Here is a 23,741-nt window from a genome sequence, read left to right on the forward strand (position 1 = left end):
CGGTCAACAGGAAAAGAGAAAAAATGTCCAGCCTCAAAGAGGTCACTGACGCGAACTTCGAGCAGGAAGTCCTCAGCTCGGGTAAGACCGTGATCGTCGACTTCTGGGCCGAATGGTGCGGCCCGTGCCGCCGTGTCGGCCCCATCCTCGAGCAGATCGCCGTCGAGAACAGCGACAAGATCGAGGTCGTCAAGCTCAACGTCGACGACAACCCGCAGACCGCGGCGAAATACCACATCACCTCCATCCCCGCGATGAAGGTGTACCAGGGTGGCGAGGTGGTCAAGTCGGTCATCGGCGCCAAGCCCAAGCCTGCACTCGAGTCGGAACTGGCAGCATTCCTGGCCTGACCGACGGTACTTTCAACGGACCCGCTCGGCAGACGCCGAGCGGGTCTTTTCTTTGTCCCCACTACTGTTGAAGCGGCCCTCGACCGCCGCTCGTGAGCCCCCTTCGAAACGAGGAGAACGTGTCCACTCCACCCGCCGGCAGCGGAACCAATCTCGACCCCTGGTACGACCTCTACGCCGAGCGCACCTCGGGTCTGGCCGCATCCGAGGTTCGAGCTCTGTTCGCCGTGGCATCACGTCCCGAGGTCGTCTCGCTCGCGGGGGGCATGCCGTTCGTCTCCGCCCTACCAGAAGACCTGATCAGAGCAGCTTTTTCGGACGTGATGAGCAGTCAGGGGCCGACGGCTCTCCAATACGGATCGGGTCAGGGTGTTCCGGCGCTTCGTGAGCGCATCCTCGATGTCATGGCGGAGGAGAGCATCCACGCGAGCGTCGACGATGTCGTCACCACCACGGGATCGCAGCAGGCCATCGACCTCGTCGCGAAGCTCTTCCTCGACCCCGGCGACGTCGTCCTCGCCGAGGCTCCCAGCTACGTCGGCGCGATCGGCGTCTTCCGCTCGTATCAGGCGCGAACCGTCCACGTTGCGATGGATTCGGATGGCCTCATCCCCGAAGCCCTACGCGAGGCCATCGCCCGGGAGAAGGCGGCCGGCTCCACCATCAAGTTCCTCTACACGGTGCCGAACTTCCACAACCCGGCCGGGGTGACCCTCAGTGCCGACCGCCGTTCCGAGATCCTCGAGATAGCGCGCAGCAACGGCATCCTGGTGATCGAGGACGATCCCTACGGCCTGCTCTACTTCGACGCTCCGCCGCCTCCGCCCATCCGCACGCTCGACGACGAGGGCGTCGTCTACCTGGGCTCGTTCTCCAAGACTCTCGCCCCGGGATTCCGGGTCGGCTGGGCGCTGGCGCCGCATGCGATCCGCGACAAGCTCGTGCTCGCGGCGGAGTCGGCGATCCTCTCGCCCAGTTCGTTCAATCAGATGGTGGTCAACCGGTATCTCGAGACCGCCGACTGGCGCGCTCAGATCGACGTGTTCCGTGGCGTCTATCGCGAGCGGCGCGACGCGATGCTGGAGGCCCTCACCGAGCACCTGCCCGGCCTCACCTGGACCAATCCGAACGGCGGGTTCTACGTCTGGCTGACGCTGCCCGAGGGCCTCGACGCCAAGCAGATGCTGCCCCGTGCCGTCACCGAGCTGGTGGCCTACACACCCGGAACCGCCTTCTACGCCGACGGCGGAGGGCGGAACGAGATGCGCCTGTCCTTCTGCTATCCCACTCCGGAACGCATCGAACTGGGCATCCGTCGCCTCACCACGGTGATCAACGGAGAAGCCGCTCTCCTCGACGCGTTCTCCTCCACCGGGCCGCTGCAGGTGCAGTCGAAGACCCGGCATGTGATGACACCGCCCCCCGACCTCGGTTGACAAGGAACCTTCGACTATGAGCGCTTCAGAACCTTTCGCACTCGTCCTCGCCGGCGGCATCTCGCACGAGCGGGAGATCTCGCTCCGATCGGGGCGTCGAGTGGCCGATGGACTCATCGATGAGGGCTGGCGGGTGGAGATCCGCGAGCCCGATGCCTCGGTGCTCGGTGCGATCGCCGAGAACGGCTACGACGTCGTCTGGCCGGCCCTGCACGGCGCGAGCGGCGAGGACGGCGCGCTCCGCGCTCTGCTCGAGACGACGGGGGTTCCCTTCGTCGGCTCCGACTACCGCGCGTCGCGCCTGGCATGGGACAAGCCCGTCGCCAAGACCCTGGTCGCGAACGCCGGGGGAGTCACTCCGCGCGGGATAGCACTGTCTCGCGACACCTTCCGAGAGCTCGGCGCACCCTCCGTCTTGGCTGTCGTCCGGGATTCGTTCGAGGTTCCCCTCGTCGTGAAGCCGGCTCGCGGTGGATCCGCCCAGGGAGTCAGCATCGTGCGAGAGCCCGACGGACTGTCTCGCGCCATGGTCGAGGCGTACACCTACGGGGATGACGCACTCGTGGAGCATTTCATCGCCGGTACCGAGATCGCCGTAGCGGTCATCGACGAGAGTGGCACTCCCCGCGCACTCCCCGCCGTCGAGATCGAGCCCGTCAGCGGCGATTACGATTTCGAAGCGCGCTACAACGCGGGGGAGACCCGCTTCTACACACCGGCGAGGATCTCCGCCGAGTCGGCGGCCTCTGCGGCCGAACTCGCTCTTCTCGCCCACAGAGCACTAGGGCTCCGCCACTTGTCCCGGGTCGACATGATCGTCGATGAGGCCGGCACGCCGTGGTTCCTCGAGGTGAACGTGCTCCCCGGCCTCACCGAGACCTCGCTTCTTCCCCAGGCTATCCGCGCCGACGGCTCCGAACTCGGCAAGGTCTACGCCCAGCTCGCCCAGACCGCGATCGGCAACTAGCGACGCGACGCTCGCTCCTGGGGTGTTTCACGTGAAACACCTCAGGAGCGGTACGGCCCTCTGCGTGGTGCTCCGCGAGAATCGCAGGGGCGCCGCGGCGCCAAGCAATGGTGGAGACGACCCGATTGTCTCGTCAGACCATGTTGCCGCGGGGGAGTACCGGTCCAGGCTCCCGCCAGCAGGGGCGGGCGGACGAGCCGCGTGTTTCACGTGAAACACCTGACCTCACGCCGCGGGAGAGCGGCTCGCTCAGCTGCCGCAGGGGCTCAGCTGACTCCGTAGCCTTCGTCCCCGATCTCGCCGAGGATGCGGTTGAGGTCGGCGATGGTCGCGAACTCGATCACGATGCTGCCCCTGTTGAGACCCAGCGACACCTTGACCCGGGTGTCCAGGCGGTCTCCGAGACGTTCCGCGATTTCATCGAGCTGCGCGTGGCGTCGGCCCGCTGCTGTCGTGGCCTTCTTCTGCTTTCCGCCGCGCGCGGCACTGGCTTCGGCAGCACGGACGGAGAGATCCTCGTTGACGATCTTCTCAGCGAGCTCCGTCATGGCCTGGTCATCGTTCAGCGACAGGATCGCGCGAGCGTGCCCGGCGGAGAGCACTCCGGCAGCCACGCGCCGCTGCACCGGGTCGGGCAGCTTGAGGAGACGGATCGTGTTGGTGATCTGCGGGCGCGAACGGCCGATCCGCGTGGCGAGCTGATCCTGCGTGATACCGAAGTCGGCGAGCAACTGCTGGTAGGCGGATGCTTCCTCGAGCGGATTCAGCTGTGCGCGGTGGAGGTTCTCGAGAAGGGCATCCTGCAGCATCACGTCATCGGCCGTGTCGCGCACGACCGCGGGTATCGTGCGGAGTCCGGCACGCTTCGAGGCGCGAAGACGTCGTTCGCCCATGACGAGCTCGTACTTGGAGGTGCCCTCGACGCTTGCCCGCACCACGATCGGCTGCAGGACACCGTTCTCGCGGACGGAGACGACGAGCTCCTCGAGAGCTTCTTGATCGAATTCCTTGCGCGGCTGGTGCGCGTTGGGACGGATCTCGTCGACGGGGATGCTCACCAGCCTCGCGCCGGGCACGGCCACCAGATCGTCCTGACGCGGTGCATCTCTCTCAGCACTCGTGTTCGAGTTGGGGAAGAACACGTCGACGGGCCGTGCACGATCGTCTTCGGCGGTCGGGATGAGTGCGCCGATACCACGACCGAGACCGGTGCGCTTGGGTGCTGCCATCAGGCGGGTGCTCCTCGTCGTGCGATTTCGGCTGCGGCCTCGAGGTAGGAGAGCGAGCCGGGGGAGTTGGTGTCGTAGCTGATGACGCTCTGCCCGTAACTCGGGGCCTCCGAGATGCGAACAGATCGGGGGATGAGCGTTGTGAGGGTCTCGCGCGGGAAGTGGTCGCGAACATCCTGCGCCACCTGGTTGGCGAGGTTGGTCCTCGAGTCGTACATCGTGAGGAGGATAGTCGACACCTGGAGTCGTGGATTGAGATGACGCTCGATGAGTTCAATATTGCGCAGGAGCTGGCTGAGACCCTCGAGCGCGTAGTACTCGCACTGGATCGGGATGAGGACTTCGCGAGCGGCGACGAAGGCGTTGATGGTCAGAAGGCCGAGCGAGGGCGGGCAGTCGATGAAGACGTAGTCGTACCCCGCGTCCTCGGCGAGATAGGCATTGAGAGCAGTACGGAGTCGCTGCTCTCGAGCCACCAGGGACACCAGCTCGATCTCCGCACCGGCGAGATGGATCGTCGCGGGGATGCAGTACAGGCCGTCGAACTCGGGGGAGCGCTGAACGACCTCCTTCATCGGGGAGTCGTTGACGATCACGTCGTAGACGCTCACCGTGTCGGCGCGATGCTCCACACCGAGGGCGGTGGACGCATTCCCCTGCGGGTCGAGATCGATCACCAGAACCTTGGCGCCCGAGCGAGCGAGCGCCGCGGCGAGGTTGACGGTCGTTGTGGTCTTACCCACGCCGCCCTTCTGATTCGCGATGGTGAAGATGCGCGTCTCATTGGGCTTGGGCAGGGTGGTGATTTCGAGAGCGTGGCGGCGCCGGGTGATATCGGCGAGCTCGCGTGCCAGCGGAGTGCTGGCATCGAACTCGGCGGGCGCAGCGGAACCGACGGCCCCGGCATCGGATTGTTTCACGTGAAACCTTCTGCAGAGGGGGATGTAGTCGCGACCCCAGGGGGGTCACTCCACTCTAGCTCTGAAGACCCGGGTCGGCTCTGTCGGCATACCGTCGCCGAGCACCTCGACGCGCGCTTCACGAAGTCGGAACCGCGTGACGACCTTCGCAGCCGCGGCGATCTCCGCCTCGACTGTCGCGCCCTTGAGAAGGACCAGCTCGCCACCCGCCGACACGAGGGGGGCAGTGAGCGGAATCAGTTTGCTCAGAGCGCCGACAGCCCGAGCCGTCACCACATCGAAGGACGCCTTCGGCGCCTCTTCGGCGCGGGCGCGGAGCACGGTCACGTTGTCCAGCTCGAGTTCCCGCGCTTGGGAGCTGAGCCAGTCCGTCCTGCGCTCCATCGGCTCGATGAGTGTGAAGGAGACGTCAGGACGAGCGATGGCGAGAACCAGCCCGGGCAGGCCCGCACCGCTTCCCACATCCGCGGTGCGGTCGTGCACCAGCGGCGCCAGCAGAGCGCAGTTCACGATGTGCCTCGTCCACAGACGCGGGAGTTCCAAAGGACCGATAAGGCCGAGTGTTTCGCCTTGGGACGCAAGCAAGGCTGCGAACCTTCGGATGTGCTCGATCTGGGCGCCGAAAAGTTCAGCGGCTAACGCCGGCTCCGGCTCGAGGTCGAACGACTCAGCCGTTTCACGTGGAACCAAATCAGCGGGTGAGAACGATGTGGCGGTCTCGGCCTTCGCCCTCCGACTCGGAGGTCAGGCCGCGTTCGCCGATGAGGTCGTGCACGATCTTGCGCTCGTACGAGGTCATCGGCTCAAAGTCGAATCGCTCGGCACCACCGTCGAGGCGAGAGATGGCCTCGTCGACGATGAGCGACAGCTCCCGGCGGCGCGCTTCTCGGCTGCCGCCGACGTCGAGCACGAGACGGGAGAACTCGCCCGTCCGGTTCTGCACGACGAGCCGGGTCAATTCCTGGAGCGCCGCCACCGTCTCGGGGTTGGACAGGAGCGCGAGGTCGCCTGGATTCTCCGAGTCGACACTGATCGTCGTCCGACCCTCTGTGACCTCGATGTCGATGTCACCGCCGAGGTCGACGATGTCGAGAAGCTCTTCGATGTAGTCCGCGGCGATATCGCCTTCATCGACGGACTGGACAGCGGGATCGCTCACTTCTTGACTCCTGCTTTCTTGGCGCGGTTCTTGCCGACGGGCTGCTGGCGCTGCACGGGCTTGGGTGCCTCCACCGCAGCAGCCTCTTCCTCGGGCGCCGCATTCTTGGGCAGTTTGCCCTTCTTGGCCAGGCGGGCCTCACGAGCCTTCGCCGCATCCGAACCCGGGGTCGGCATGTTGCGGATGACGAGGAACTGCTGGCCCATCGTCCAGAAGTTCGAGGTCAGCCAGTAGAACATGACGCCGAGCGGGAAGGTCACGCCGGAGAAGGCGAAAACGAGGGGGAGCAGGTAGAGGAGAATGCGCTGCTGGCGGTAGGTGGGGCTGTTCTTGGCCTCGGGCGACATGTTCTTCGCCATGATCTGCAGCTGGGTGATGAACTGCGACCCGGTCATGAGGACGACCATCACCGCTGCGATGATCCGCACCGCGGCCGTATCGGTGTTCACGAACGTGTCGTGGAGCGGCGCGATGCCGAACAGCGACGCATTGCCGAACTGCTCGGCCAGCTTCTCGTTGAGGAAGCCGACACCGACCTTGGCGTGCTGGGCGTCGTTCAGGACCGAGAACAGACCGAAGAAGATCGGCATCTGCAGCAGCAGCGGAAGGCAGGACGCGAGGGGGTTGGTACCCGTCCTCTTGTACAGCTCCATCGTCTCGCGCGACATCGCCTCACGCGAGAACTGGTCGCGCTTGCCCTTGTACTTGTCCTGGATCTTCTTCAGCTGCGGTGCGACCTCGAGCATCTTCCGCTGGCTGCGGATCTGCTTCACGAAGATCGGGATGAGCGCGGCCCGGACGATGATGACCAGGCCGACGATCGACAGCACCCAGGTGATGCCGGCGGCGGGGTCGAGGCCGACTGCCGTCCACAGAGTGTGGAAGGAGACCAGGATCAGCTCGATGGCCCATTTGATGGGCCAGAGGACGGTTGAGATGGGATCCACGGGTCAGACCTTTCTCGTGGCACCGACGACGAAGCCGAACGGCGTTACTCGGTAGCGGAAGCGTCGACGACGTGGGATGTCATCGACACCGCCGGCTGCCCAGGGGTGACAGCGACACACGCGAGCTGCGGCGAGTGCCGAGCCGACCGTGGCGCCGTGCTCTTGTACTGCCTCGAGGGCGTACTGAGAACAGGAGGGGTAGTAACGGCAGACATCGCCGTAGAGAGGAGAGACGACGGCGCGGTATCCCCTGAGGAGGAGCACGAGCAGATTGCGGGGGAGGAGTATCACCGCATCGAAGATGCGTTTCATTTCATGCTCCCCATCGCAGCGGCCTCGATCTCGTGATGGAGGCTAGCCCAGTCGGCTGAGACCGCGGCGGGAAGTGCGCGCACCACGACATCACGAGCCGGCATGCCCTGGTCCACCAGTGAACGAGCGATGGCCTTCATGCGACGGCGGACGCGGTTGCGCACCACGGCGCCGCCGATCTTGCGGGTGATGATGAAGCCGAAGCGCGGGACGCCGGCGGTCGACGGGGACACAACGGACACCACGGCGAACTTGCCCGCGGTGCGGCGCCCTCGGCGCGACACCCGGCGATAGTCCGAGCCGGCGATGATCCGGTTCGCCCGCGTCAACACGCCGCGTCAGCGACTACGCGGAGAGTTCGGTACGACCCTTGCGGCGGCGAGCACCGAGGATCGCGCGTCCGGCGCGAGTGCGCATGCGGAGGCGGAAGCCGTGCACCTTGGCGCGGCGGCGGTTGTTCGGCTGAAAAGTTCTCTTGCTCATGGCATGCTCCAACAGGCTCAAAGAAGGCGGGTGCCCGCTCGACTTGCGACCTGGCGTAGCGACTCGGCGCTGCAGGCCGAGCGCGGGCAACTGGTTAAAAATACGCGTTAAGCACCACCGGGTCAAACAGACCTCCGGCCGGGTTTCCACGTTACGTCCATCCCGGCGTCTCCAGGGGCGGCGAATCGCCGTATGCCCCGACGAGGATTTGATAAGAGCGGCGCGCCTGGTTAACGTGAAACACCCGGGATGGCTCGACCTCCCACCTGAGCACGGCTCCTCCCCGGGCGGTAAAATCCTCATCTCCCGGCTGGTCGAGCAGGGCGCCGCGCAGGCGATAGAGCGCTAACTCAACGGGAGCCCAATGGCCGAGGCAGCACAGACCCGAGAGGTCTGGAGCGCGATGCTCGAAGCGCTCGGAACAGACGATCGGATCACCCCCCAGCTGCGCGGGTTCATCAACCTCGTCGAGCCCAAGGGCATCATGGCCGGCACGATGTACCTCGAGGTCCCGAACGATCTCACACGGGGGATGCTCGAGCAGCGCATCCGGGTCCCCCTTCTCAACGCCATCGCCTCGCTCGACCCCGGGCTCGAGATCGCGAACTTCGCCATCGTCGTGAATCCCGACATCGACACCACTCCGGTCGTGTCCGTCGCGGATTCTCCGGAACCCCACTACATCGAGAGCCCCGTCCAGACGGTGAGCGAGCAGGGCAGCCCCGTCGCCCGCGGTGAGACCCGTCTCAACAGCAAGTACAACTTCGACAACTTCGTCATCGGGGCATCGAATCGGTTCGCCCACGCGGCAGCGGTCGCCGTCGCGGAGGCGCCGGCCAAGGCTTACAACCCCCTCTTCATCTACGGCGACTCCGGTCTCGGCAAGACCCACCTCCTGCACGCGATCGGCCACTACGCCGTCAATCTGTATCCCGGCATCCGCGTCCGCTACGTGAGCTCCGAGGAATTCACCAACGACTTCATCAACTCGATCGCGACGAACCGTGCCTCCCTCTTCCAGGCCCGGTACCGCGACGTTGACGTTCTCCTCATCGACGACATCCAGTTCCTCCAGGGCAAGGACTCCACTCAGGAGGCCTTCTTCCACACCTTCAATACGCTGCACGACCACAACAAGCAGGTGGTCATCACCAGCGACCTGCCACCCAAGCACCTCACGGGCTTCGAGGACCGCATGCGCTCCCGCTTCGAGTGGGGGCTGATCACCGACGTCCAGGCGCCCGACCTCGAGACCCGCATCGCGATCCTCCGCAAGCGTGCCCAGAGCGACAAGCTGCAGGTGCCCGACGACATCCTCGAGTTCATGGCGTCGAAGGTGTCGAGCAACATCCGGGAGCTCGAGGGCACGCTGATCCGCGTCACCGCGTTCGCGAGCCTCAATCGGACACCCGTCGATATGGCCCTGGTGCAGACCGTTCTGAAGGATCTGATCACCCTCGATGCGGACAACGTCATCGCGCCGGTCGACATCATCAATCACACGGCGGACTACTTCAAGCTCAGCGTCGACGACCTCTACGGGGCATCACGGTCTCAGGCGATCGCCACCGCTCGACAGATCGCCATGTACCTCTGCCGTGAGCTGACGAATCTCTCGCTTCCGAAGATCGGTCAGCTGTTCGGTGGTCGCGACCACACGACGGTGATGTACGCCAACAAGAAGATCAGCGAGCTCATGAAGGAGCGTCGTTCGATCTACAACCAGGTGACCGAGCTCACAAGCCGGATCAAGCAGAATCACCGCTACTCGCGCGGCTGACGCCCGAGTTCTCCACAGATTCCACAGGCTTTTCCCCGGGTTTCGGCCCATTCATGCCCATTGCGGGATGCGTTGGCGCGCGTACTGCACAGCGTGTGCACAATCTGTGCATAAGTGGTGGGCGACACACCCTCAGCCTGTGGGGAACCGAGCCCGGCCTGTGGGAGTCGCTCGAGCGGGACTCGAGAACCTGCACTCCGGGCCCGACCTTCTCCCGGCCGAACCCACATCTTTCATGGTTGTAGTTCCCATACCGGCATTGGTCAGAAGCCGATCCGTCCACACAATCCACATGCGTTAAGAGTGTTCCTTTAAAGATCTATTTCTCTCTCTGCGACAACCTTGAAGGACGGGAGGGCTTCACCTCTGCGCGGTTCTGCCCGAGAGACGCAGCCGCTAGCATTGACCACCGGCAAGACAGACAGGGGTACGTGTGAGGTTCCAGGCGAACAAGGATGTGTTCAGCGAGGCGGTGTCCTTCGCGGTGAAGCTCCTTCCGCAGCGCACGACACTGCCGATCCTGAGCGGAGTCCTCATCGAGGCCGGCTCGACAGGACTGACCCTGTCCTCGTTCGACTACGAGGTGTCCGCTCGGACCGAGATCGCAGCCGAGGTCACCGAGCCCGGTCGTGCCCTCGTGTCGGGTCGACTCCTCGCCGACATCGCGAGCCGTCTGCCGAACGCCCCGGTCGATGTGTCCTCCGAGGACAACCGGATCGTCGTCCGCGCCGGCTCCGCCCGCTTCACCCTGTTGAGCATGCCGGTCGAGGAGTACCCGAGCCTGCCCAAGATCGGCGAGGTCACCGGTGTGGTCCCCGCCGACGCGTTCGCGAGCGCCGTCGCCCAGGTCGCGGTCGCCGCATCCCGCGACGACGTCACGCCGGTCATCACCGGCGTCCAGCTCGAGATCACGGGTGACCGACTCAATCTGATCGCCACCGACCGATACCGCGTCGCGGTACGCGGCATCCAGTGGGAGTCCTCGACGGCAGCAGCCGAGAAGATCACCGCACTCGTCCCCGCCCGGACGCTGCAGGAGGTCGGGAAGACCTTCGGATCGAGCACGAGCATCTCCGTCTCGATCACCGGAAGCGAGGACCGCGAGCTCATCGCCTTCAGCGCCGACCGCAAGACCGTCACGTCTCTCCTGATCAAGGGCAACTTCCCGCCGGTCGGCCGGCTCTTCCCCGAGACGACCGAGAACTACGCGGTCATGAACACCGGCGAGCTCGTCGAGGCGACCCGTCGCGTCCAGCTCGTCCTCGAGCGCGAAGCCGCTCTCCGCTACTCCTTCGATCTCGACGGACTGACCCTCGAAGCCATCGGCAGCGAGCAGGCTCAGGCGTCCGAGAACATCGAAGCCCTCCTCACCGGAACAGACACCGTCGTCTCGCTCAAACCGCAGTTCTTGCTCGACGGCCTCGGCGCTGTTCACTCGGAGTTCGTGCGCATCGCGTTCACGAAGACCGAGAACCCCAACAAGCCGGGTCCGGTGCTGATCACCAGCCAGTCCAGCAAGGACAAGAGCGGGTCGGACGACTACCGCTATCTCCTGCAGCCGAACCTGCTGCTGCGCTGAGCGAAGGATCTTCACTATGCAAATGGGCCTCATCGGACTGGGCAAGATGGGCAACAACATGCGCACCCGTCTCGACCAGGCGGGCATCGAGGTTGTCGGCTACGACACCAACCCCGCCGTCTCGGATGTCGCGGACCTGAACGAGCTCGCCGCTCGCCTCACCGCACCCCGCACCGTCTGGGTCATGGTGCCCGCCGGCGAGATCACCGACTCGGTCATCACCCAGCTCAAGGGCGTCCTCGACGCGGGCGACCTCGTGATCGACGGCGGCAACTCGCGCTTCACCGAGGACTTCAAGCACTCGGCGGACCTGGCGGAGAAGGGTATCGACTTCGTCGACGCCGGTGTCTCCGGTGGGGTCTGGGGACTCAAGAACGGCTACGGCCTCATGGTCGGCGGCTCGAACGAGCAGATCGAACGCGTCATGCCGATCTTCGACGCGCTGCGCCCCGAGGGTCCTCGCGCCGAGGGATTCGTCCACGTCGGCGAGGTCGGCGCGGGCCACTACGCGAAGATGGTCCACAACGGCATCGAGTACGCGCTCATGCAGGCCTACGGCGAGGGCTACGAGCTCCTCGACGCGCGCTCCGACATCATCAAGGACGTCACCGGCACCTTCAAGGCGTGGCAGCGCGGCACCGTCGTCCGCTCCTGGCTGCTCGAACTCCTGGTGCGCGCCCTCGAGGAGGACCCGGAGTTCGAGAACATCGAGGGCTACGTCGCCGACTCGGGCGAGGGCCGGTGGACCATCGAGGAGGCGATCGATCACGCTGTCCCGGTTCCCACTATCTCGGCGTCCATCTTCGCCCGCTTCGTGTCTCGCCAGGAGCAGTCGCCGGCGATGAAGGCCGTCGCGGCGCTGCGCCAGCAGTTCGGCGGTCACGCGACGAAGCCGTCCGCCGACGGTTGATCCGAAGGGGGGCACCGCATGCGCGTGCGCCACTTGAACCTCGTCGACTTCCGTAATTACGAGGTCGCCGATGTGGATCTCCACCCCGGCATCAACGTCTTCGTCGGCTCCAACGGGCAGGGCAAGACGAACCTCGTCGAATCCCTCGGCTACATCAGCTCGCTGGGTTCGCATCGGGTCTCGACCGATCAGGCGCTCGTCCGGCAGGGCAGGGATTCCGCGATCGTCCGTGCGCTCCTCGCGCACGGCGATCGGGAGATCCTGGTCGAACTCCAGATCAACGCCTCGGCGGCGAACAAGGCTCAGGTCGGCCGATCGCCCGCCAAGGTGCGGGACCTTCCGCGCTACCTGTCGAGTGTGCTCTTCGCTCCCGAGGACCTGGCACTGGTGCGCGGCGAGCCCGCCGGGCGCCGGCGCATGCTCGATCAGCTGCTCGTGCTGCGCACCCCTCGTCTCGCGGGGGTGATCTCGGACTTCGACCGGGTGCTGCGTCAGCGCAACACGCTGTTGAAAACGGCTCGCGCGACGGGGCTCAAGGGTGACCGGCTCAGCACGCTCGACATCTGGGACGAACGACTCGTCGAATTCGGCAGCGAGATCATCCGGGAGAGACTCGCTCTCGTCGACGATCTGCGCGGTCATCTCCAGTCGGCCTACCTGGCGATCGCGGGTGCGGACCATTCGCCGCGGATATCGATGCAGCTGAGCATCATGGCGGCCGATCCCGACGCCGACGACCGCGGTACCGCGAGGGTCGAGAGCTCCCTCCCCCTCGCCGAGATCTCGGAGAGCTTCCGTCAGACCCTCGCCCGTGTCCGGCCGCGCGAACTCGATCGTGCGATCACCCTCGTGGGCCCGCATCGCGATGATCTCCTGTTCGAGCTCAATTCGCTCCCGGCGAAGGGGTACGCCAGCCACGGCGAATCCTGGTCGTTCGCACTGTCCATGCGTCTGGCCGCGGCTGAGCTCGTGCGCGAGCAGTCGGCGGGCGGCGACCCCGTGCTGATCCTGGACGATGTCTTCGCCGAGCTCGACCAGCCCCGGCGTGAGCGACTCGCGCGCGCCGTGGCAGGGTACGAGCAGGTGCTCGTCACCGCGGCGGTCGAAGCCGACATCCCCGAGACGCTCCGAGGCCAGGTCATCAGGATCAAGGCCGGGCGCATCCTCGACGACGACCCCTCCGAATCGGCCGCCGTCGCCGCGTCGGGTGAATCGGACGGGACAGGGAACGGGGAATGAGAAAGCACGACGACGCGATCATCGACGAGTCCCGCGCGGTCTACCTGCGACTCCGGGAGACCTTCAGCGGGGTGAAGGGGACCGCGGGGAGACGTCGGGAGACTCGTCGGATCCAGCCCGGCGAGACGGTGCCGTTCGGACCGGGCCGCGATCCGGGCGCGGTGAGCGATGTCCTCTCCGCCCTCACCCTCTCGATGGGATGGACAGCTCCCTTGGCTCAGTCGGACCTCGTCGGCGCGTGGCAGGACATCGCCGGTCCCGAGACGGCCGAGCACTCGACACCCACCCGGGTCGAGGACGGAGTCCTCCACGTCCAGTGCGACTCGACGGCATGGGCGACGCAGCTCCGTCTCATGCGCACGGAGCTCGTCACGCGGATCGCGACCGGCTACCCCGAGGCGGGCATCCAGAACATCTCCTTTGCAGGGCCGGGGGCCCCCAGCTGGAAACGTGGCCCCAGGTCGATTCCAGGGCGGGGTCCGCGCGATACCTACGGCTAGGGCGGCAAAAGAGGTCAACCGCTCGATATTCGCGCCCTAGAGAGCCGTTCAGGCGCTCATGATCCCTCCATATTTGGTAGGATTGAGGCCGACCGGCGGGAGCCTCGACGTATGACGATGAACACGAACCACACCATGCCGGAAGACAGCTACGGCGCCAGCGCGATCCAGGTCCTCGAGGGTCTCGAGGCGGTACGCAAGCGGCCCGGCATGTACATCGGCTCCACGGGGCCGCGTGGTTTGCACCATCTGGTCTACGAGATCGTCGACAACTCCGTCGATGAGGCCCTGGCCGGCTACTGCGACAACATCCAGGTCTTCATCCGCTCCGATGGCGGTGTGACGGTCATCGACAACGGTCGCGGTATCCCGGTCGACATCCATCCCGTCGAGAAGCGGTCGACGGTCGAGGTCGTCCTCACCGTCCTGCACGCCGGCGGCAAGTTCGGTGGCGGCGGATACGCGGTATCCGGCGGCCTGCACGGCGTCGGAAGCTCGGTCGTCAACGCCCTGTCGTCCCGACTCGACGTCGCCGTCCGCCGGCAGGGTTCGGTCTGGCGGCAGAGCTTCGAGAACGGTGTTCCCCTCGAGCCGCTCGTTCAGGGAGAACCCTCCGACGAGACCGGCACGACCATCACCTTCTGGCCGAATGCCGAGATCTTCGAGACCGTCGAGTTCGACTACGAGACGCTCCGCACCCGCTTCCAGCAGATGGCGTTCCTCAACAAGGGACTCACCATCACGCTCGTCGACGAGCGTCAGAAGGTCGACGACGACGGCAACGACGTCAAGTCGCTGACGAACGTCTACCTCTACCAGCGAGGCCTCGTCGACTACGTCGAGTACCTCAACGCCAACAAGAAGGCCGACCTGGTCAACCCCGAGGTCATCGCCTTCGAGTCGGAGGACAACGACCGGAAGATCTCTCTCGAGGTCGCCATGCAGTGGACCACGGGGTACACCGAGAGCGTCCACACGTACGCGAACACGATCAACACCCACGAGGGCGGGACCCACGAAGAGGGGTTCCGTGCCGCCCTCACCACGCTCGTCAACAAGTACGCGCGGGAGAAGGGCATCCTCAAGGAGAAGGACGACAACCTCTCCGGCGACGACGTACGCGAGGGTCTGACCGCGGTCATCTCGGTCAAGCTCGCCGAGCCGCAGTTCGAAGGCCAGACCAAGACCAAGCTCGGCAACACCGAGGCGAAGGCGTTCGTGCAGCGGGTCGCCGGCGATCAGCTCGGCGACTGGTTCGAGCGCAACCCCGTCGTCGGCAAGGAGATCATCCGCAAGGCGATCTCCGCCGCGACCGCCCGCCTCGCTGCGCGGAAGGCCCGCGAGACCGCCCGGCGCAAGGGGCTGCTCGAGGGCGGCGGAATGCCGGGCAAGCTCAAGGACTGCCAGAGCAAGGACCCCGTCGTCTCCGAGATCTTCATCGTCGAGGGCGACTCCGCCGGCGGTTCGGCAGGAACCGGGCGCGACCCGTTCACGCAGGCGATCCTGCCGCTGCGCGGCAAGATCCTCAACGTGGAGAAGGCCCGCCTCGACCGCGCCCTCGGCAACGCGGAGGTCCAGGCCATGATCACGGCGTTCGGCGCCGGTCTCGGTGAGGACTTCAACGCCGACAAGGTCCGGTACCACAAGATCATCCTGATGGCCGATGCCGACGTCGATGGTCAGCACATCACCACGCTGCTGCTGACCCTCCTCTTCCGCTACATGAGGCCGCTCATCGACCTCGGCTACGTGTACCTCGCGATGCCCCCGCTCTACCGCATCAAGTGGAGCAACTCCCCGCACGATTACGTGTACAGCGACACCGAGCGCGACGCGGTGCTCGCCGACGGGGCGGCGCACAACAAGCGCATCCCCAAGGAGAACGGCATTCAGCGCTACAAGGGTCTCGGCGAGATGGACTACAAGGAGCTGTGGGAGACCACGATGGATCCCGAGACGCGCACCCTGCGTCAGGTCACCCTCGAGGACGCCGCGGCAGCCGACGAGATCTTCTCCACCCTCATGGGCGAGGACGTCGAATCGCGGCGCAGCTTCATCCAGCGCAACGCCAAGGACGTCCGCTTCCTGGACATCTGACCTCGCGCCGGCGATCGCCGGTCGAGGATGAGTGCCGCACACGCTTGCGCGGTGCCTCGAGACCTGGAGTGCGCGCGGACCCTTTCCGTCCACGCGCTGATCATCACGACATGAACTTCCCGCAGTAGAGAACGGACAATCACATGGCCGACAAGATCGAGCAGATCGACCTCCAGCTCGAGATGCAGAGGTCGTACCTCGACTATGCGATGAGCGTCATCGTCGGTCGCGCCCTTCCCGACGTGCGCGATGGTCTCAAACCGGTCCACCGCCGTGTCGTCTACGCCATGTTCGACGGCGGCTACCGCCCCGACCGCGCGTTCAGCAAGTGCGCACGCGTGGTCGGCGAGGTCATGGGCCAGTACCACCCGCACGGAGACAGCGCGATCTACGACGCTCTCGTGCGCCTCGTCCAGCCGTGGAGCCTCCGGTACCCGCTCGCGCTCGGTCAGGGCAACTTCGGCTCGCCCGGCAACGACGGTGCCGCCGCCTCGCGGTACACCGAGACGAAGATGGCGCCGCTGGCCATGGAGATGGTCCGCGACATCGACGAGGAGACCGTCGACTTCCAGGACAACTACGACGGCCGCACCCAGGAGCCCGTCGTCCTCCCCGCCCGATTCCCGAACCTGCTGGTCAACGGCTCGGTCGGCATCGCGGTCGGCATGGCGACCAACATCCCGCCGCACAATCTCCGCGAGGTGGCGGATGGCGCGCTGTGGCTGCTCCAGCATCCCGACGCTGATCGCGAGGAGCTCCTCGAAGCGCTGCTGCAGCGCATCAAGGGACCCGACTTCCCGACAGGGGCTCAGGTACTCGGGGTCAAGGGGATCCAGGACGCGTACCGCACCGGTCGTGGTTCGATCACCATGCGCGCGGTCGTCAATGTCGAGGAGATCCAGGGCCGCACCTGCCTGGTCGTCACCGAGCTGCCCTACCAGGTCAACCCCGACAACCTCGCGATCAAGATCGCCGAGCTCGTCAAGGACAACAAGATCGCGGGCATCTCCGACATCCGCGACGAGAGCTCGGGCCGCACCGGTCAGCGACTGGTCGTCGTCCTCAAGCGTGACGCCGTCGCGAAGGTCGTGCTGAACAACCTGTACAAGCACACCCAGCTGCAGGACAACTTCGGCGCCAACATGCTCGCCATCGTCGACGGCATTCCGCGCACCCTCCCGATCGACGGTTTCATCACTGCATGGGTCGACCACCAGATCGATGTCATCGTCCGCCGCACCGAGTACCGCCTGCGCAAGGCCGAGGCCGATGCCCACATCCTGCGCGGATACCTCAAGGCACTCGATGCGCTCGACGAGGTCATCGCCCTCATCCGTCGGTCTCCGACCGCCGACGACGCGCGTGACGGCCTGATGGAGCTGCTGACGGTCGACGAGATCCAGGCCGACGCCATCCTGCGACTGCAGCTGCGCCGTCTCGCGGCGCTCGAGCGTCAGAAGATCATCGACGATGCGATGGCTCTCGAGCGTCTGATCGAGGACCTCAAGGACATCCTCGCCAAGCCCGAGCGCCAGCGCACCATCATCTCGGAGGAGCTCACCGAGATCGTCGACCGGTTCGGCGACGACCGGCGCACCGAGATCCTGATGGGTTACGACGGCGACATGAGCGTCGAGGACCTGATCCCCGAGGAGGAGATGGTCCTCACCGTCACCCGCGGCGGCTACATCAAGCGCACCCGCAGCGACAACTACCGCAGCCAGCACCGCGGTGGGCGCGGCGTCCGCGGCGCACAGCTCCGTGCGGACGATGTGGTCGAGCACTTCTTCGTCACCACCACCCACCACTGGCTGCTGTTCTTCACCGACAAGGGTCGTGTCTACCGCGCGAAGGCCTACGAGGTGCAAGAGGCTGGTCGGGACGCCAAGGGCCAGCACGTCGCGAACCTCCTGGCACTCCAGCCCGACGAGCAGATCGCCGAGGTCCTCGACATCCGCGACTACGGCGTCACCCAGTACCTGGCCCTCGCGACTCGCAACGGCCTCGTGAAGAAGACAGCGCTCACGGAGTACGACACCAACCGTACGGGCGGCATCATCGCCATCAACCTGCGCGACGGCGACGAGCTGGTGTCCGCGCTGCTCGTGAACGACGACACCGATGTCCTCATGGTGTCCAAGAAGGGCATGTCGATCCGGTTCACCGCCACCGATGAGGCACTCCGCCCCATGGGTCGCAGCACGTCCGGCGTGATCGGCATGAGCTTCCGCGGTGACGACGAACTGCTCAGCGCCTCCGTCGTCGGGGGCGACGAATCGCAGAACTACGTGTTCGTGGTGACCGAGGGCGGTTACGCCAAGCGCACGTCCGTCGACCAGTACCGGGTGCAGAACCGCGGGGGACTGGGAATCAAGGTCGCCAAGCTCGAGGAGGCCCGCGGCGACCTGGCCGGCGCACTGATCGTCAACGACTCCGACGAGGTTCTCGTCGTTCTCGCCGGCGGAAAGGTGGTTCGCTCGGGTGTCTCCGAGGTACCTGCCAAGGGACGTGACACCATGGGAGTCGTCTTCGCCCGCTTCGGTGCCGAGGACCGGATCATCGCGGTCGCGAAGAACAGTGAACGCAACCTGGAGTCCACCGTCGTCGTGGAGGAAGAAGCCACCGACGACGCGACGCCCGGTGCTGGAGAGGAATTGAACGCCGATGAGTAGTGTCGCCGACAAGCTCGCGCGAAAATCGTCGAAGTCCCCTGCCACCAAGCAGGTGCGGCTGAAGCTCGTCTACGTCGACTTCTGGTCGGCCGTCAAGCTGTCGTTCCTCATCATGGTCGCCCTCGGCATCGTGCTGATCGTCGGAGCGTTCCTGGTCTGGATGGTTCTCGCCCAAACCCAGATCTTCGACACCCTCAGCGGCCTCTACGGTGAGATCTCCGGAGACACGAGCTTCAAGATCACCGATGTCTTCGGCCTCGGCCAGGTCCTGGGAATCGCGCTCGTCATCGCGATCCTCAACATCATCGTCGGCACGGTACTCGGCGCCATCGGCACCGTGCTCTACAACCTCAGCGTCCGGATCACCGGTGGAGTCCTCGTGGGCTTCACCAACCAGTGAGAAGGTCGTCAGGTCGGTAGCCGATTCGCCCCAGCCGCGCCGGTGGGGTAATGTCGAGTCTGCTGTTTTCGGGGCTATAGCTCAGGCGGTTAGAGCGCTTCGCTGATAACGAAGAGGTCCCAGGTTCAAGTCCTGGTAGCCCCACGTGCCCATGGTGCGTCGCCGTTTCGACGGCGACGCACCGACCAGCGCGGGGCCTTAGCTCAATTGGCAGAGCGCCTGCTTTGCAAGCAGGAGGTCAGGGGTTCGATTCCCCTAGGCTCCACATACGAGGAAAGCGCCTCCCGAAGGGTGGCGCTTTCGTCGTATCCGGGCCAAGAGGATGAGAAGCCCTTCGCAAGGGTGGGCCCCTGGCGCATGCTTGCGCCAGGGATCGATTCCCCTAGGCTCCACATACGAAGGAAGCGCCTCCCGAAGGGTGGCGCTTTCGTCGTATCCGGGGTCGCTGGTCCCGATTCCATGTCGGAGTCGCCTTCTCGATAGGTTGGGAGCGCGCGCATGCGCGAGAACGACAGGGACGGTGAATCTCATGAAGATCGGGATCTTGACTTCGGGTGGGGACTGCCCGGGACTCAACGCGGTCATCCGCGGTGCGGTGCTCAAGGGCGACCGCGCCTACTCGTCCTCCTTCGTCGGTTTCCGCTACGGGTGGCGCGGAGTCGTGAACGGTGACTTCGTCGACCTCAACCGGCACGACGTGCGCGGGCTGTCTCGTCAGGGCGGCACCATCCTCGGTTCCTCCCGCACCAATCCGTTCGAGGGTGAGAACGGCGGGCCCGAGAACATCAAGCGCATGCTGGCCGAGAACGGCATCGACGCGGTCATCGCGATCGGCGGCGAGGGAACTCTGACCGCGGCACGGCGGCTTTCCGACGAGGGCATCAACATCGTCGGCGTCCCGAAGACGATCGACAACGACCTCGCGGGAACCGACTACTCGTTCGGCTTCGACACCGCAGTCGAGATCGCGACCGAAGCGATCGACCGGGTCCGGACGACAGCGGAGTCGCATCAGCGGTGCATCCTCGTCGAGGTGATGGGGCGTCACGTCGGATGGATCGCGCTGCACTCGGGCATGGCTGCGGGGGCGCACGCCATCCTCATCCCCGAGCAGCCGACGAGCTTCGACCAGATCTGCGAATGGGTCGAGAGCGTCCGCGACCGAGGTCGCGCACCCGTTCTCGCCGTCTCCGAGGGGTTCCGCCTGAGCAATATGGACCAGGAGCACTCCCACAAGGGTCTCGACGCGTTCAACCGTCCCCGTCTCGGCGGCATCGCCGAGATCCTCGCACCCGAGATCGAGGCGAGGACCGGCATCGAGTCCCGCTCGGTCGCTCTCGGCCACCTGCAGCGCGGCGGTGTGCCGAGCGCCTACGACCGGGTGCTGGCTACGCGGCTCGGCATGCACGCGGTCGACGCGGTCGAGGCGGGACAGTGGGGAACCATGGTCGCGCTGCGCGGCACGGACATCGTGCACGTGACGATCGCGGAGGCGACCGGCGGTCTCAACCGGGTGCCGGACGAGCGCTACGAAGAGGCTGCGGTCCTCTTCGGCTGATCCGGCCCAGTTCTCGGCCGTCAACGACGAAGTGCCCGCCCCGCGATGCGGGACGGGCACTTCTCGAAGACTGGGGGACTACGCCTTGGGAGCTGTCTCGTCAGGGGCCGCTTCGGGCTCGTCGTCGGCGATCCAGAGGTCGTCGTCGGCACGGAAGGTCTGCCACGCGGCGTAGGCGATGCCGGCGAGGGCGACGACTCCGAGGCCGATCGCGATGTAGGTGCCCGGACCGGGGCCCTTCTTCGCGGGGACGACTTGCTTCTGCACTCGCTTGCCCACCTCGTTCGCCGTCTTCTCGAGACGCTTCCGGACATCGTTGCCGATGTCGAGGATCGAGAGGGCGGACCCGGCGACGGTGGCTACGGCGGGCAGCACGTCGTCGACGATCTTGTCCTTCGCGGTGCCGATGACGGCGCCACCGAAGGCGCGGCCCTTCTCGACTCCGGGGCGCAGCTTCTCGTCATACGTCGACGAGACGCGCGGAACGACCTCCTCGCGGGTCAGATGACCTGCCTGGCGGGACGCCTCGCGGATCACGGCCGAGGCGCGCTCCAGGACTTCCTGCTGCTCCTGCCAGAGTTCTTCCGCATGACCCTTGAGCTTGCGGAGCTCCTTCTTGCGCTTGCGGGAAAGACCCATATCTCTTCGCCTCCAATGCCTTGACACTCGCGTGGGCTCCATCTTGCCACCCAGAGCCCTGGGAGCGCCCTGAGGGTTTACTTGGGCTCGGTAAGATCGGGTCCATGACTTCGCACACCGCTGTCGCCACTCTGCACACGACGCAGGGCGACATCCGCATCAATCTGTTCGGAAACCACGCACCCAAGACGGTCCGCAACTTCGTCGGCCTCGCAACGGGTGACATCGAGTGGACCGACCCGGCGACGGGCGCCAAGCGTTCCGACCCCCTCTACTCCGACATCGTCTTCCACCGCATCATCCCCAACTTCATGATCCAGGGCGGCGACCCTCTGGGGCAGGGCACCGGCGGGCCGGGCTACGAGTTCGACGACGAGATCAACAACGAGCTCGACTTCACCCAGCCCTACGTTCTCGCCATGGCCAACGCCGGCAAGCGCGCGGGCAAGGGCACGAACGGCTCGCAGTTCTTCATCACGACAGCTCCGACGACGTGGCTCCAGGGTGCTCACACCATCTTCGGCGTGGTCGCAGACGACGAGTCGAAGGCGGTCGTCGACCGTCTCGGCAGTGTCCCGACCGACGGACGCGATCGCCCGATCGAGGAGCAGCGCCTCACCTCCGTCGAGATCAGCGAGGTCTGACCCGCGTGGCCGGTCAAGGGCCGGCACAACTGTGGCGGCGATTCGTCCGCGTCGTCGCGCCGTCGGCGACGAACCTCCTGATCCTGATCACGCTGGTCATCTACCTGCTCCAGCTCCTGCCGGGGATCGGGACGGCGGTGACGAGCGCCCTGCTCTACGCGCCTCAGTACTCGGTTCCGCAGAGCGGTTATCCGTTCGAGCCGTGGCGGCTCATCACCGTCGCCTTCGTCCACTCCCCGCAGCAGATCCTGCACATCGCGTTCAACATGCTCGCGCTGTGGATGTTCGGCCAGCAGTTGGAGACGATGCTCGGCAAGGGGCGGTTCGTCGCTCTGTACCTGATCTCCGCTCTCGGCGGTTCGGTTGCGGTCCTCTACCTGGGCAATGGCCCGGTGGTGGGGGCATCCGGTGCGATCTTCGGGCTGCTGGGAGCGTTCTTCATCCTGGTCCGCAAGCTCGGGGGCAAGGCGACGGGTCTTCTGATCGTCATCGGCCTGAACCTCGCGGTGGGCTTCTTCGTGGGTTCGATCTCGTGGCAGGCGCATGTGGGCGGTCTGATCGCGGGAGTGCTGGTGGGCTTGATCTACGTGCAGACGCGGCACCGCCGGTTGCGCCCGGCGCAGATCGGGCTGCTCGTGGGCCTCGCGGTCGTCCTCTTCATCGCCGGGATCTGGCCGGCTTTGTTCGCCTAGTTATCCACAGCCTCTTCCACAGTGTGGATGAGTTACACCCGTGTAACTCGTTCGGGGGTGGGGGGACAACCCGACGAAGAAGAAGGGCCGGTGAACATTCACCGGCCCTTCTTCATCGCGCTGACCGAGTCAGCGCCAACGTGTTGTCATCAGGAAGCCGATGAAGGCGATGCCGAAACCGATGAGGATGTTCCAGCTCGCGAGCTCCGCGATGGGGAAGGCTCCCTGGCTGACGTAGAAGACGATCACCCAGGCCAGGCCGACGAGCATGAAGCCGAACATGAGCGGCTTGAACCAGACCGGGTTCGGAGAGTCTTCGCCCGTGCGCTCTTCGGTGTGACGATCTGCGGATCGGACCTTGACTCGTGCCATGCGCGGAAGTCTACCAAAGGCGGCGGCGCAGCCGGGGGACAGAGCGAGAGCACGTAGGATTCCCGGGTGAGTACGGGGAATGAGGAGTCGGGCACGCCGCGGGCCCGCTTGTCGGTTCTGGGCGTCGGGGGCGAGATCCTCGTCACCGCCGGCGTGCTGGTACTGCTGTTCATCGGCTGGCAGCTCTGGTGGAACGACTGGATCCTCGCGGGCACGCAGACATCCGCCGCTCAGGAGCAGAGCCGGGAGTGGCACGACGTGCGCGACCCCGCCGTGCCGCCGTCTCCGCAGGCGTCGCCCGACTCGACCGCAGCCCCCGCCCCACAGGACTTCGGGGCTCCCGTCGTCGCCGAGGCTCCGGGGGACGGCGAGGTCGTCGCCAACCTCTACGTTCCTCGCTTCGGCGAGAGCTACGTGCGTACCGTCGCCGAGGGAACGGGCACGAATGTGCTCAACAGCACTCGTCTCGGCATCGGCCACTACCCCGGGACCCAGATGCCCGGTGAGGTGGGCAACTTCGCGATCGCCGCGCACCGCAGCGCCTACGGGGGCGGGATGCACCTCATCAACGAGTTGCGCCTGGGCGACCCGATCGTGGTCGAGACCGCCGACGGCTGGTACACCTACAAGTTCACGAACCTCGAATACGTCCTGCCGTCCGCCGTCTCGGTGCTCAATCAGGTGCCGCAGGCCCCCGACGCGATTCCGGGAGACCGCATCATCACCCTGACGAGCTGCAACCCGCTCTACTCGACGAGCGAGCGGATCATCGCCTACGGCGTCTTCGACTCGTGGCGCCCCAGCTCCGCGGGTCCGCCCGCCGAGATCGCGGCAGCCGTCGCAGCGGAGGGATGAC

25 protein-coding genes and 2 tRNA genes are annotated in these 23,741 nt (G+C 65.7%); 17 read left to right on the plus strand and 10 right to left on the minus strand.

The features are described 5' to 3' along the window. Positions 1 to 23 precede the first annotated feature (23 nt). From trxA to DDQ50_RS02900, 3 genes are all read left to right on the plus strand, one after another. Positions 24 to 350, plus strand: a complete 327-nt coding sequence (gene trxA / locus DDQ50_RS02890) for a thioredoxin (protein ID WP_116755209.1) — start codon at positions 24 to 26, stop codon at positions 348 to 350. A 119-nt stretch (positions 351 to 469) separates the two neighbouring features. Then, positions 470 to 1,786 carry an aminotransferase-like domain-containing protein gene (locus tag DDQ50_RS02895; RefSeq protein ID WP_116755210.1) on the plus strand — a complete coding sequence of 439 codons (1,317 nt, stop codon included), beginning with the start codon at positions 470 to 472 and terminating at the stop codon, positions 1,784 to 1,786. A 16-nt stretch (positions 1,787 to 1,802) separates the two neighbouring features. Continuing rightward, positions 1,803 to 2,753: a D-alanine--D-alanine ligase family protein gene (locus DDQ50_RS02900; RefSeq protein ID WP_116755211.1), complete on the plus strand. Its 951-nt coding sequence runs from the start codon at positions 1,803 to 1,805 to the stop codon at positions 2,751 to 2,753. A gap of 266 nt (positions 2,754 to 3,019) precedes the next feature. On the opposite strand, the gene DDQ50_RS02905 is transcribed toward DDQ50_RS02900, so the two are convergent. Genes DDQ50_RS02905 through rpmH form a run of 8 tightly spaced genes read right to left on the minus strand, consistent with a single transcriptional unit; the run spans position 3,020 to position 7,803 of the window. Beyond that, positions 3,020 to 3,982 (minus strand): ParB/RepB/Spo0J family partition protein, encoded by a 963-nt coding sequence (locus DDQ50_RS02905; RefSeq protein WP_116755212.1) that lies wholly within the window; start codon positions 3,980 to 3,982, stop codon positions 3,020 to 3,022. Next, complete coding sequence (locus DDQ50_RS02910) at positions 3,982 to 4,902, minus strand: ParA family protein (protein WP_116755213.1); 921 nt, start codon at positions 4,900 to 4,902, stop codon at positions 3,982 to 3,984. Before DDQ50_RS02910 ends, DDQ50_RS02905 begins: the two co-directional genes overlap by 1 nt. Before the next feature lie 45 nt (positions 4,903 to 4,947). After that, positions 4,948 to 5,592 (minus strand): 16S rRNA (guanine(527)-N(7))-methyltransferase RsmG, encoded by a 645-nt coding sequence (rsmG, locus tag DDQ50_RS02915; protein WP_116755214.1) that lies wholly within the window; start codon positions 5,590 to 5,592, stop codon positions 4,948 to 4,950. Position 5,593: 1 nt separating this feature from the next. After that, the gene (locus tag DDQ50_RS02920; protein WP_116755215.1) at positions 5,594 to 6,061 is read right to left on the minus strand and encodes a Jag family protein; all 468 of its coding nucleotides are present in this window, start codon (positions 6,059 to 6,061) and stop codon (positions 5,594 to 5,596) included. Beyond that, positions 6,058 to 7,008, minus strand: coding sequence for a membrane protein insertase YidC (yidC, locus tag DDQ50_RS02925; RefSeq protein ID WP_116755216.1), 951 nt, complete (start codon positions 7,006 to 7,008; stop codon positions 6,058 to 6,060). Before yidC ends, DDQ50_RS02920 begins: the two co-directional genes overlap by 4 nt. A 3-nt stretch (positions 7,009 to 7,011) precedes the next feature. Next, a complete protein-coding gene (gene yidD / locus DDQ50_RS02930) occupies positions 7,012 to 7,320 on the minus strand; it encodes a membrane protein insertion efficiency factor YidD (protein ID WP_116755217.1) in 309 nt (102 codons plus the stop codon). Next, positions 7,317 to 7,652, minus strand: coding sequence for a ribonuclease P protein component (gene rnpA / locus DDQ50_RS02935; protein ID WP_116755218.1), 336 nt, complete (start codon positions 7,650 to 7,652; stop codon positions 7,317 to 7,319). Before rnpA ends, yidD begins: the two co-directional genes overlap by 4 nt. Before the next feature lie 13 nt (positions 7,653 to 7,665). Next, positions 7,666 to 7,803 carry a 50S ribosomal protein L34 gene (rpmH, locus tag DDQ50_RS02940; RefSeq protein ID WP_010204566.1) on the minus strand — a complete coding sequence of 46 codons (138 nt, stop codon included), beginning with the start codon at positions 7,801 to 7,803 and terminating at the stop codon, positions 7,666 to 7,668. A gap of 364 nt (positions 7,804 to 8,167) precedes the next feature. On the opposite strand from rpmH, the gene dnaA reads away from it, so the two are divergent. The 11 genes from dnaA (at position 8,168) to DDQ50_RS02995 (ending at position 20,538) form a co-directional block, all read left to right on the plus strand. After that, on the plus strand, positions 8,168 to 9,583 hold the full coding sequence (gene dnaA / locus DDQ50_RS02945; RefSeq protein WP_116755219.1) for a chromosomal replication initiator protein DnaA: 1,416 nt from the start codon (positions 8,168 to 8,170) through the stop codon (positions 9,581 to 9,583). 433 nt (positions 9,584 to 10,016) lie between these two features. Next, positions 10,017 to 11,162: a DNA polymerase III subunit beta gene (dnaN, locus tag DDQ50_RS02950; RefSeq protein WP_116755220.1), complete on the plus strand. Its 1,146-nt coding sequence runs from the start codon at positions 10,017 to 10,019 to the stop codon at positions 11,160 to 11,162. 16 nt (positions 11,163 to 11,178) lie between these two features. After that, positions 11,179 to 12,072 carry a phosphogluconate dehydrogenase (NAD(+)-dependent, decarboxylating) gene (gene gnd, locus DDQ50_RS02955; RefSeq protein ID WP_116755221.1) on the plus strand — a complete coding sequence of 298 codons (894 nt, stop codon included), beginning with the start codon at positions 11,179 to 11,181 and terminating at the stop codon, positions 12,070 to 12,072. Between the two features lie 18 nt (positions 12,073 to 12,090). Then, entirely contained in the window at positions 12,091 to 13,311 is a 1,221-nt protein-coding gene (gene recF, locus DDQ50_RS02960) for a DNA replication/repair protein RecF (RefSeq protein ID WP_116755222.1), read from the plus strand. Next, positions 13,308 to 13,811: a DciA family protein gene (locus DDQ50_RS02965; protein ID WP_116755223.1), complete on the plus strand. Its 504-nt coding sequence runs from the start codon at positions 13,308 to 13,310 to the stop codon at positions 13,809 to 13,811. Before recF ends, DDQ50_RS02965 begins: the two co-directional genes overlap by 4 nt. Before the next feature lie 111 nt (positions 13,812 to 13,922). Continuing rightward, complete coding sequence (gene gyrB, locus DDQ50_RS02970; protein ID WP_116755224.1) at positions 13,923 to 15,908, plus strand: DNA topoisomerase (ATP-hydrolyzing) subunit B; 1,986 nt, start codon at positions 13,923 to 13,925, stop codon at positions 15,906 to 15,908. Between the two features lie 143 nt (positions 15,909 to 16,051). Further along, entirely contained in the window at positions 16,052 to 18,580 is a 2,529-nt protein-coding gene (gyrA, locus tag DDQ50_RS02975; RefSeq protein WP_116755225.1) for a DNA gyrase subunit A, read from the plus strand. Beyond that, a complete protein-coding gene (locus tag DDQ50_RS02980) occupies positions 18,573 to 18,980 on the plus strand; it encodes a DUF3566 domain-containing protein (protein ID WP_116755226.1) in 408 nt (135 codons plus the stop codon). Before gyrA ends, DDQ50_RS02980 begins: the two co-directional genes overlap by 8 nt. 70 nt (positions 18,981 to 19,050) lie before the next feature. After that, a tRNA-Ile gene (locus tag DDQ50_RS02985) sits at positions 19,051 to 19,124 on the plus strand. Between the two features lie 48 nt (positions 19,125 to 19,172). Beyond that, positions 19,173 to 19,245 (plus strand) — tRNA-Ala (locus tag DDQ50_RS02990). Positions 19,246 to 19,509: 264 nt separating this feature from the next. After that, positions 19,510 to 20,538, plus strand: coding sequence for a 6-phosphofructokinase (locus DDQ50_RS02995; RefSeq protein WP_116756056.1), 1,029 nt, complete (start codon positions 19,510 to 19,512; stop codon positions 20,536 to 20,538). Positions 20,539 to 20,616: 78 nt separating this feature from the next. On the opposite strand, the gene DDQ50_RS03000 is transcribed toward DDQ50_RS02995, so the two are convergent. After that, positions 20,617 to 21,177, minus strand: coding sequence for a hypothetical protein (locus tag DDQ50_RS03000; RefSeq protein ID WP_116755227.1), 561 nt, complete (start codon positions 21,175 to 21,177; stop codon positions 20,617 to 20,619). A gap of 104 nt (positions 21,178 to 21,281) precedes the next feature. Between DDQ50_RS03000 and DDQ50_RS03005 the strand changes: the two genes are divergently transcribed. Further along, complete coding sequence (locus DDQ50_RS03005) at positions 21,282 to 21,821, plus strand: peptidylprolyl isomerase (RefSeq protein ID WP_116755228.1); 540 nt, start codon at positions 21,282 to 21,284, stop codon at positions 21,819 to 21,821. 5 nt (positions 21,822 to 21,826) lie between these two features. Continuing rightward, positions 21,827 to 22,513 carry a rhomboid family intramembrane serine protease gene (locus DDQ50_RS03010; protein WP_240614212.1) on the plus strand — a complete coding sequence of 229 codons (687 nt, stop codon included), beginning with the start codon at positions 21,827 to 21,829 and terminating at the stop codon, positions 22,511 to 22,513. 129 nt (positions 22,514 to 22,642) lie between these two features. Here the strand turns inward: DDQ50_RS03010 and DDQ50_RS03015 are convergent, their stop codons facing one another. After that, positions 22,643 to 22,885 (minus strand): cell division protein CrgA, encoded by a 243-nt coding sequence (locus DDQ50_RS03015; protein WP_116755229.1) that lies wholly within the window; start codon positions 22,883 to 22,885, stop codon positions 22,643 to 22,645. 66 nt (positions 22,886 to 22,951) lie between these two features. Between DDQ50_RS03015 and DDQ50_RS03020 the strand changes: the two genes are divergently transcribed. Beyond that, entirely contained in the window at positions 22,952 to 23,740 is a 789-nt protein-coding gene (locus DDQ50_RS03020; protein WP_205663558.1) for a class E sortase, read from the plus strand. The last annotated feature ends 1 nt before the right edge of the window (position 23,741 follow it).

Source organism: Amnibacterium flavum (assembly GCF_003097495.1).
Classification (GTDB): Bacteria; Actinomycetota; Actinomycetes; order Actinomycetales; family Microbacteriaceae; genus Naasia; species Naasia flava.